At 69.7% G+C, this 9,356-nt stretch carries 9 protein-coding genes; all 9 read right to left on the reverse strand.

The features are described 5' to 3' along the window. Window positions 1-96 precede the first annotated feature (96 nt). Window positions 97-1,290 carry a YeiH family protein gene (locus ON21_RS14550; protein ID WP_083880621.1) on the reverse strand — a complete coding sequence of 398 codons (1,194 nt, stop codon included), beginning with the start codon at window positions 1,288-1,290 and terminating at the stop codon, window positions 97-99. Beyond that, on the reverse strand, window positions 1,290-1,424 hold the full coding sequence (locus tag ON21_RS40605) for a hypothetical protein (RefSeq protein WP_281032664.1): 135 nt from the start codon (window positions 1,422-1,424) through the stop codon (window positions 1,290-1,292). The genes ON21_RS14550 and ON21_RS40605 overlap by 1 nt, the downstream gene beginning before the upstream one ends. A gap of 112 nt (window positions 1,425-1,536) precedes the next feature. Beyond that, entirely contained in the window at window positions 1,537-2,388 is an 852-nt protein-coding gene (gene hisG / locus ON21_RS14555; RefSeq protein WP_039798429.1) for an ATP phosphoribosyltransferase, read from the reverse strand. Window positions 2,389-2,431: 43 nt separating this feature from the next. Next, window positions 2,432-2,713, reverse strand: a complete 282-nt coding sequence (locus ON21_RS14560) for a phosphoribosyl-ATP diphosphatase (protein WP_174315390.1) — start codon at window positions 2,711-2,713, stop codon at window positions 2,432-2,434. Window positions 2,714-2,814: 101 nt separating this feature from the next. Continuing rightward, entirely contained in the window at window positions 2,815-4,629 is a 1,815-nt protein-coding gene (locus ON21_RS14565) for a choline/carnitine O-acyltransferase (RefSeq protein ID WP_039798431.1), read from the reverse strand. Then, window positions 4,626-5,462 carry a class I SAM-dependent methyltransferase gene (locus tag ON21_RS14570; RefSeq protein ID WP_174372167.1) on the reverse strand — a complete coding sequence of 279 codons (837 nt, stop codon included), beginning with the start codon at window positions 5,460-5,462 and terminating at the stop codon, window positions 4,626-4,628. Before ON21_RS14570 ends, ON21_RS14565 begins: the two co-directional genes overlap by 4 nt. Before the next feature lie 44 nt (window positions 5,463-5,506). Continuing rightward, a complete protein-coding gene (locus tag ON21_RS14575) occupies window positions 5,507-6,370 on the reverse strand; it encodes a HalD/BesD family halogenase (protein ID WP_039798443.1) in 864 nt (287 codons plus the stop codon). Window positions 6,371-6,529: 159 nt separating this feature from the next. Then, window positions 6,530-7,201, reverse strand: coding sequence for an HAD family hydrolase (locus tag ON21_RS14580; protein WP_373281130.1), 672 nt, complete (start codon window positions 7,199-7,201; stop codon window positions 6,530-6,532). 110 nt (window positions 7,202-7,311) lie between these two features. Then, the gene (locus ON21_RS14585) at window positions 7,312-9,129 is read right to left on the reverse strand and encodes a serine/threonine-protein kinase (protein WP_039798434.1); all 1,818 of its coding nucleotides are present in this window, start codon (window positions 9,127-9,129) and stop codon (window positions 7,312-7,314) included. Between the last annotated feature and the right edge of the window lie 227 nt (window positions 9,130-9,356).

A 9,356-nucleotide genomic window follows, 5' to 3' on the forward strand; every position in this document is an offset into this window, starting at 1 on the left:
TCCGGCCGGAGGATATTTCCGTGTACCCGGTCGCCGATCCCGAAGTGTGGGATCGGGGACGGAGGTCGGGCCGGACGCTCATGGCGCGAAGCCCCCTCATGCGGTGAAGTTGTGAAACAGCAGAACCGAAAGGCCCAGGCCCACAGCGAGGTTCACGACCGCAGCGGATCCGAACACCACGACCGGCCGCCAACCCGCTTCCCGCAGTCCGCGCAGTGAGAACTCCAAGCCGATGGAGACGAACGCGAAGATCAGGAACCAGGTGCGCAGATCGTTGACGATCGCGATGTGCGCCGTGCCGGACTTCTTGTCCACCGTCTGCAGGTAGAGCGTGCCGATGATGGAGGCGGCGACGAAGCCGAGCACGAACTTCGGAAACCGCTCCCAGAACTGGCGCGGCGAGGGCCGTACCGCACCGGGCGTCCGCTCGACGCGCAGGGTGAAGTACGCGGTGAGCGCGATGGCGACCACGCCGATCAGCGCGTTCTGTGTGGTCTTGACGATGGTGGCGATCTGCAGCGCCTTCTCCCCCGCGATCGCGCCCGAGGCCGCGACCGCCGCCGTGGTGTCGATATTTCCCCCGATCCAGGCGCCCGCGACCGCGTCCGACAGTCCGAACACCTCCGCCAGCCAGGGCAGCAGGAAGATCGAGGGCAACGCGAAAACGATCACCAGCGAGGCCGCGTAGGCGATCTGCTCGCGCCGCGCCTGCACCGCGCCCGCCGCGGCGATGGCCGCGCTGACACCGCAGATCGACACCGCCGAGGACAGCAGCGCGCGCAGTTTGTCGTCCAGCCCGAGGCGTCCGCCCAGCCACCAGGTGAAGCCGAACACGGCCGTGATCAGCAGCAGCGCTTGCAGAATCGACGGGCCCGCCGCGGTGACCAGAACCTTCAGGTTGATCGACGCGCCGAGCAGCACCACACCGGTCTTGATGAAGAATTCGGTGCGGAAGCCCGCCGAAAGCCGGTCGCGCAGTGCGAGTCTGCTCAGCACGACATTGCCGAGCAGACCCAGGGCGATGGCGTACACCGGGAATTCGACGGACTTGGCGATCCGCCGGAACGGGGTGTCCACCGCCCACCGCGGGACGTGCGTCTCGAAGTAGCGGGTGAGGGCACCGAGCACGATCACGACCGCGATGCCCGCCGCTATGGCCCCGGCGGTCGGCCGAGACGTCGCCTGCACCGCCTCGGTCTCCGACGTCGGGATCCCGGCCGATTCGGCGCCGATTCCGGTGTCCGCCAGCGTTTCCGGTTCCTTGGCCGCTCCGGCGCCGGTCTCGGCCATCACGGCACCAGCCAATCCGGAATCGCGCCGAGCAGGACCAGCGCGATCAGGATCAGTCCGGCGATCGCCGCCAGCCAGTCCTCGTTCCAGGTGAATGTGCTGCCCGACTGCTCCTCGGGTGATGGCTGCGACACGGGGGCTCCTTGCGTTTCCTCATCGAGAGGCCGCACGGTAGCAACACCCGGTCGCAGTGCACACCGATTGCGCTCAGCCTGAGCGGATCAGGCGTATCGGACGAATCCGGCGTCAGAATGCGCGGCAGGAGCGGATGTCGGTGGCCAGGATGGCTTTCGCGCCCAGATCGGCCAGCTTGTCCATCAGCTCGTTGCTCTGCTTGCGCGGCACCAACGCCCGCACCGCGACCCAGCCGGTATCGGCCAGCGGCGCCACGGTCGGCGACTCCAACCCGGGTGTGATGACGAACGCCTCGTCGAGCAGGTCCTTGGGGCAGTCGTAGTCCAGCATGACGTACTGCTGAGCGAAGACCACACCCTGGATCCGGGCGACGAGCTGATTGCGCGCCCGGTCGCTTCGATCCGCGTCCTTGCGCTCGACCAGCACCCCTTCGGAGTCGCAGAGCGATTCACCGAAGGCGACGAGATTGTGCTGGCGCAGCGTGCGGCCTGAGCCGACCACGTCGGCGATGGCGTCGGCGACCCCGAGCTGGATGGAGATCTCCACCGCGCCGTCGAGGCGGATCACCTCGGCCTCGATGCCGCGGCGGCGCAGATCGTCGAGCACCAGGTTCGGGTAGGAGGTGGCGATGCGCTTGTCGTAGAGGTCGTCGACCTTCCACTCCCGTCCGGCCGGGGCGGCGTAACGGAAGGTGGAGCGGCCGAAGCCAAGGGCGAGCCGTTCCTGTACCGGCGCGCCGGAATCGAGGGCGAGATCGCGTCCGGTGATGCCGAGATCCAGTTCCCCGGAACCGACGTAGATCGCGATGTCCTTGGGTCGCAGGAAGAAGAACTCGACCTGGTTGGCCGGGTCGAGCACGGTCAGGTCACGGGAATCGGTGCGCTTGCGGTAGCCCGCCTCGGCGAGGATCGAGACGGCGGATTCGGACAGGGCGCCTTTGTTCGGGACTGCGACGCGCAGCATGGGGAGTCCTTTCGGGAGGAGAAACGGGGGTGTCGGACGGCCGTCACAGATGTCGGTACACGTCTTCGAGCTTCAGCCCGCGACCCACCATCAGCACCTGCACCCAATACAGCAGCTGGGAGATCTCCTCGGCGAGCGACTCGTCGCTCTCGTGTTCGGCGGCCAGCCACACCTCGCCGGCCTCCTCGAGCACCTTCTTACCCTGGGTGTGCACGCCTGCGTCCAGCGCGGCAACGGTTCCGGACCCCTCGGGGCGGTTGACCGCACGATCCTGCAGTTCGGCGAACAGGGATTCGAAGTTCTTCACGATGAGCCATTGTTTCAGACCCGGATGCGGGCCTGTTGCTCCGGCCCACGATGGCCGGTAACGGCGACCGCCCGGTTCCTCCGCCCTGATCGGGTGCGGAGGAACCGGGCGGAAAGCGGCTAGTTCCCGGCCAGCAGCGCCTGCAGGTCGGCGACCGCCGTGCGGAGGTGGTCGGCGAACGCGTACATCTGGTCGGCGACCGGCTTCGGGGTGGCCAGGTAGAGATTCCAGCGGTCCGGCAGCAGGACGTAGGCGATGCCGATGCACCGGGGGCTGGTGGAGCCGAAACCGAAGTAGCGGATGTTGACCGACGGCGCCGAGCTGGTGCTCAGGTAGTCGTCGCGCATGATCGTCCAGCCGGGGCTGTCGTAGAGCGGGATCGGGTCGGTGACGCCCAGTTCCACGCCGCGGCGGCGCTGGATCCACTGCAGCTCCCACAGGTGCTGCTCGGGCGCCTCTCCGGCCTGGCACTGCTTGGCCCGCTCCACGTGCGCGGACGCGGCCGTCCGCGCCGCGGCGAGCCGGGCCTCGGCGCTCGCGTCCTGGTCCTGCATCGCGTCCACGAAGGCGATCATCTCGGGGGTCACCACCCGCATCGCCTCGGTGCGGCCGTTGCGGTACTGCCTGGTCGCGATGGACTCGTAGGTCGCGCCGGTGAGTCCTTTGCTGCGTCGATGGGCCAGCTGATAACTCAGTTGCGCGAACGCGTCCGGCGAGATGCCCAGCTGCTTGGCCTGGGCGGTGCCGAAGTCCGGGAACGACACCGTTTGGGTGGCGTTGGCTGCGGCGTACTGGGCGAAGTCGGCGGCCGCCGCGGCGATATCGCCGCGCTGCGCCTCGTCCAGCACGAACTCGACCGGCTCCACCGCGGGCAGCCCCTGCGCCTGCGCGCCGGAGCGGGCGGCGTGTTCCTGCACGGGGGTTTCCAGCAGTGTGTCCACGAACGACAGGATGGTGGTGCCGTCGAGTCCGCAGTGCTCGACATTGATGCCCGCCTGTCCGTCGGCGAAGACGATGAAGGACACCGACTTGTCGAACCACCGGTTCGCGCTGTCGCCGTGCAACAGCTCGTCGCAGGCGTGCAGTTCGTCGCGCGGGGCGAAGTCCTCGAGGCAGACGGCGAACAGCGCGGTCTCGATGGTGTCCAGCGCCGCGGCGTTCGCGGGCTCGGCCAGCAGCCGCTGCCTGCTCTGCGCCCATTCCGCGCGGGCCTTGGTGGTGAGATGCCCGACGGCGGTGTCGGTGCGGGCCGGGCGTGCGCCCGCCTTCAGCACCGCGCGCAGCCCGTCGGCGAGGTCCTCCGGCGAATACGGCGCGCCGTCCGGGCCGATCACGTCCATCCGGAACGTGCTGCCGTGGAAGAACACCACGATGTGCCGGGCCTGCGAGGGGCCCGGCCATTCCGCGCTGTAGGGCACGCGCACCGTGTCCTGCTCCACGCCGGGGATCCTGGTCTCGGAGAACAGGTACTTGTTCTGCCACATGGACAGCTGCTGTCCGCGCTGGGTCACCGGCGGGACGGCCTCCCGGTCCAGCGCCAGCTTGTAGTCGACGGCGGCGGAGATGACGCCTGCCGCCCGGTCCACCTGGGTGACTGCGGTGGAAGCGGCGAGCGGGGTGTCGTCCCGGAACAGGAAGAAGAAGTTCGCGTTCAGGGCGATCCGGTCCCGCCTGCCCAGGTACCGCGACGGCCAGAACAGGTCGAGCCAGCTGCCGACGCCGGGCGTCGCGTCGTACTCCGCGAGCGCCGCGTGCAGCGTGCGCCCGGGCCCGTCGGGTCGCAACAGGTCGTCGACCGCGGCCCTGGTGGCGGCGATCTCGTCGGCGGTCAGCAGCGGTTCACACCACTGCAGGAACCGGCCACAGCTGTCCTCCAGCGTCGGCAGGGGCACCCGGGGTAGGTGGTCGTCGGCGGCGAAGGTGCGTTCGGTCAATGCGAGTCCTCGGTGTCGGCGTGATGTTTCGGCAGCGGCCTGGACACGTACAGGTTGGCATACAGCCAGCCCTGGTCTTCCCGGCCGGTCGTGTCGATCCCGTTGGCGGACAGGGTGTTCAGCACCTGCGCCTGTTCGGCCGCGGAGGCGAACCTGCGTTGCTCGTACAACCCCGGCGCCTGCTCGGTCCGGTAGCCGAGCGCGGCGAGTTCCGCCTCGATCGGTGCGAAGTCGAACATGCGCAGTACGAAGTGTGCCATCCACGGCCGCCTGCGCGGGTGCGCGGTGGCCACTCGGCTCAAGGTTTTCTCGGTGATGTATCCGACGCAGCCGGTGGAGACGACCAGATCGGCGGTCGCCAGCAGGGCGCGCTGCTCGTCGGTCGGTTCGCCGGACTCCAGATCGGCGTGCACCACGTCGTGCAGGAGCCCGGCCTCCCGCGCGTACTCGAGGGCCGGGCGCGCGGCGTCCATGCCGAGGAAGCGGACGTCCTCGGCCGCGGCACGCGCCGCGACGCGGTCTCGGTCGCGCCGGATCAGAGCGGCCCGATCGATGTCGGCGGCGGCGTAGTGCTCGGCCAGTTCGCCGATCGTGGTGTCGAGGCGCAGCAGCGCGGCGTTCACGCCGTACGAGCAACCGAGGTCGAGCACGGTGGGCACGGCGACCCGGGCGGAGGCGCGGAATTCCCGGATCTGCTGCTGGAAGAACGGTTTCGCCAGTTCCGGAATGCGGTAGTCCAGTTCGGACATGCGCGCGTAGTAGGCGCGTGGATCGGGGCGGACGTAGATATCGTCGAAAGACGCTTTCCCGGTGGTGTCTAACGGCACTGGCACTGTCGGTCCTCTCGGGTCGAGCTCGGTCAGTCGAGCCGTTCGGCTCAGTCGAGCAGTCGATCGCCCCGGACGGCGTCGGCCGCGGCGGCTAGGTGGTCGGGTAGCACGCGGCCGAACAACTGCCGGGTGCGCTCCACCGTGCCGACCATCCCGGGACGATCGGTGTAGGCGAAAATGGCCGAATGGCGCTGACGCGCACCGCCGACGGGTGAGACGCGGTGCAACGAGAAGCGACCCTGGAACAGCTGCAGGTCGCCCGGACGCAGTTCGAGCCGTTGGACGAAACGCTCGCCGGCGCCGGTGAGCACGGCGCGGACGTCGTCGAGATGTTCCGCCTCGGGTGTGCGGATGTTGGGGCAGTACTCGAAGACGCCGCCCTCCTCGGCAGGCTGGGTCAGCATCGAGACGGTGAATTCGTTGGTGTCGAAATGCCAGGGATGCGACATACCCGGCGCCACGACGTTGAGGCACAGTCCCGCAAGAGGATCGGCGAACTCGTGCAACTCGGGCAGGCCGAAGCAGTCGGCGACGAATCGCTGGAACAGCTCGTCGGTGTAGAGCCGGTGGATCAGCGCGTCGGCGGGGATGCGGTCACGGGGCACGAAGGCGTTGCCCCGCTCGAGCACGATCCGGCCCGGATGGTCCTCCGGCAGGTCGGCGTTCAGCGGAATGTTGTAGGCGTTGACCCGCTCGACCTCGTAGTGCGCGTGCGGGGCCATCAGCTCCCCCTGCGCCCGCAGCGTCTCGGTCAGTTCCGGGCGGATGAAGCCGCGCAGCACGGTGCAGCCGGTGTCGGCCAGTTCCGCACGGGCCCGCCGAACCGCTTCCCGCAGCGCGGGGCCTTCCGGATCCGCCAGGGGATACCGTCCGGTATCTACGATCTCGTCGAGGACGCCCAACGCTGCCATGGCGTCATTTTGGTGGAGCGCTCGCCGACACGCCCGGGATTCGGCGAGATTGCCGGTGATCACGGTCACACCTATCATCTGCGCGCACACCCGTTGCGGCACAGTAACTCTCGGCATGCACGGCGCGCGAATGCCGCGTGCCGGGATCACCCGGGCGGCTCAAGTTCGTACGCGCAGAGCGTGTTCGAGATCCGCGACGGTCAGCCCGAGCAGCGAATCCCGGAACACCCGGCCTGGGGCGTCCGGCACGGGGATCTCGCACGGGACGACCAGCAGGGCGCAGCCCGCGGCCTGCGCCGCCCGCGCTCCGGTCGGCGAATCCTCGATCGCCACACAATGTTCCGGGTCGAGACCCAGCAGCGCGGCGGCGCGCAGGTACACATCCGGCTCCGGCTTGCCGTGCGCCACCTCGTCGCCGCAGACCGAGACGTCGAAGAAGTCTCGCCCCAGCGTGTCGAGACCGAACTCCGTGAGCGACCGCTTGGTATTGGTGACGAGCGCGCTGGCCAACCCCGCCGCCCGCACCATGGCGAGCGCGTCCTTCGCACCCGGCCGCCATGGGATGGGGCCGGTCATCAACTCGGTCACCCGCCGCTCCAGGAACTCGCCCGCAGCCCGCAGCGAGTCGGGCGTGGGCTCGATGCCCAGGCCGGTGAACATGATCCGCAGCGCGTTCGGGCCGGACGCCCCGATCAGCGCGTGCCGGATGGCATCGGTCATCTCGTGGCCGTGCTCGCGCGCGAGTTCCCGCACCGCGACATCCCAGAGCTTCTCCGAGTCGAGCAGCGTGCCGTCCATGTCCCAGAGCACTCCAGCCAGTCGCGCTGTCACGTGTCGGTCCTTCTCCTCGATCTCGTTCATGCCATGGGCGCCGCTCGGCGCTCCGTCCGCTGTGCGGCAAGCTTTCCGGTCCGGCAACCGCCGGATGGGTTCGGTCTCCCCTAGGTACCCGATGCGGCGATCTGCAACTTGGCACTGTCGCCGACGACCTCGATCCAGCGGTTCTCCGAGGTCGTCGTGCCGTTCTTCAAGGTATAGGTCAGCGCGACGACGGCCCGGTTCGCACCGTTCTGCGTCACCGAGCCCACGCTCACCGAGCGAATCGTGCCCCAGAAGTTCACGTAGGAGTCGTAACCGGTCTTGGCCTGGTATCCGGGGGCCAGCTGGGTCCAGGCGCCGGACACGTTGGTCGGCAGCATGCCGTAGTAGCCCTGGATGAACGAGGCGATCCGGTCGGGCGTCGGCGGACCGGAAGGGGTGGTCGTCGCGGTGGTGGCCGGGCCGGTGGTGGTCGGGGCAGCGCTCGACGTGGGCTGCGGCGTGGTGCTGGGCGGCGCGGTGGTGCTCGGCGCGGGGGTCGTTTGCGCCGGCGGGGTGGTTCCCGGGGCGGGCGGGGGCAGCGGGGCACCCGCTGATGTCGTCGCGGGCCCCGGCACGGGCCCGGATGTGGGCGCGGTCGCCGACGCGGCGGAGGTTTGCGCCGGAGCTGGAGCGGGCGCTTGCGCCGGGGCCTGCCGCGGCTCGGTTCCGGTCGCGTCGGCCGGTGACGGCGCGTTCTCGGGCACCTCGGCGGCCGGAGGCACGACCGGCGACGTCGGCGCGGCGCCGCCCTCGCCGTCCACTCCGGCCAGCATTGCGATGACGCCGACCAGGATCAGCACCCCGATCACCGCGGCGACTTCCACGGCGATCAGTCGGCCGCGCCTGCGGCTGCTCACGGCGCCCCGCAACGTCGCCGCCAACCCGGCCCGCCTCGGCACCGGCGGTGGCGTAACCGATTGCGGCGCGAACGGACCCGCCACGGCGGGCGGTACCACCGCGGTCACACCGGTGTCGTCCGACTGCTCCGGCGATAGGGCAGCGGCTTGGTTCGGGAGCACGGTCGTCGCGGCGGCGGGGGCGGGAATCACCTTGGTCACCGATGCGGGCAGCTCCACATCCCGCCCCGCCGCGACGGCTTCGAGGACCGCTTTCGCCTCCCGCATGGTCGGGCGGTCGGCGACGGCCGGTGCGAGCAGGTACATCAGCACCGGCCCCAGCGCGCCCGCCGCCTCCGGCGCCGGGATCTCGCCCCGCGCCACCGCGTGCAGCAGGGCGAGCGGGTTGTCGCCCTCGCCGAACGGCGGGGCGCCCTGCACCGCCGCGTACAGCGTCGATCCGAGGGCGAAGACGTCGGAAGCCGGTTCCGGATCCTCGCCGCGCGCGACCTCGGGCGACAGGTAGGCCGGTGTTCCGGCGAGAAACCCGGTGGCCGTGACCGTCACGTCGCCGACCGCGCGCGAAATACCGAAATCGGTGATCTTGACCGTGCCGTCGTCGGCGACGAGCAGGTTCGCCGGCTTCACGTCGCGGTGCATGATCCCCGCGTCGTGCGCGGCGGCGAGTGCGCTCGCCGCCTGCGCACCGATCCGGGCGACCTCGAGCGGCGGCAGCGTGCGATCGCCCGACAGCTTGGTCGCCAGACTCGGCGCGTCCATGTACTCCATGACCAGCCAGGGCTGGCCGTCCTCCTCGGCCACGTCGAACACGGTGATGGCGTTCGGGTGGTGCAGTCGCGCCGCGATCCGCCCCTCCCGCATGGCACGCCGTTTCGCTTCCAGCGCAGCCGATCCGGTGAGTCCCGGACCGAGGAGCACCTGTTTGACCGCGACCGTCCGCTGCAGCCGGACATCGGTGGCCCGCCAGACCACACCCATGGCGCCGGTGCCGATCGGATCCGTGAGCCGGTACCGTCCCGCGATCAATCGATCCGCCGTCATGGTGGTGTGCCTCTCCTACTTGCGCGCCTAGCCGTTTCGCACTCCACGCGCAAGCCCGGAAGGAACCCGAAGGCGTACGCGCCGAGGTGCTTTGCACCACTGAGCAGGGACGCGAACGCATCCGCCGACTGCTCCGGATGCAGTTACAACGCCTTCGACAATGGCACATCCACCCGACACACAGCCACCTCCCCGCACCGGCGCGAGCGATCGCGCAGGTCAACACC

The organism is Nocardia araoensis NBRC 100135 (assembly GCF_000308435.1).
GTDB lineage: Bacteria > Actinomycetota > Actinomycetes > Mycobacteriales > Mycobacteriaceae > Nocardia > Nocardia araoensis.

Excerpts from the sequence above, each read along its gene's own strand:
- ON21_RS14585 (WP_039798434.1), bottom strand. The coding sequence starts at position 9,129 with ATGACGGCGGATCGATTGATCGCGGGACGGTACCGGCTCACGGATCCG.
- ON21_RS14575 (WP_039798443.1), bottom strand. The coding sequence starts at position 6,370 with ATGGCAGCGTTGGGCGTCCTCGACGAGATCGTAGATACCGGACGGTAT.
- ON21_RS14550 (WP_083880621.1), bottom strand. The coding sequence starts at position 1,290 with ATGGCCGAGACCGGCGCCGGAGCGGCCAAGGAACCGGAAACGCTGGCG.
- hisG (WP_039798429.1), bottom strand. The coding sequence starts at position 2,388 with ATGCTGCGCGTCGCAGTCCCGAACAAAGGCGCCCTGTCCGAATCCGCC.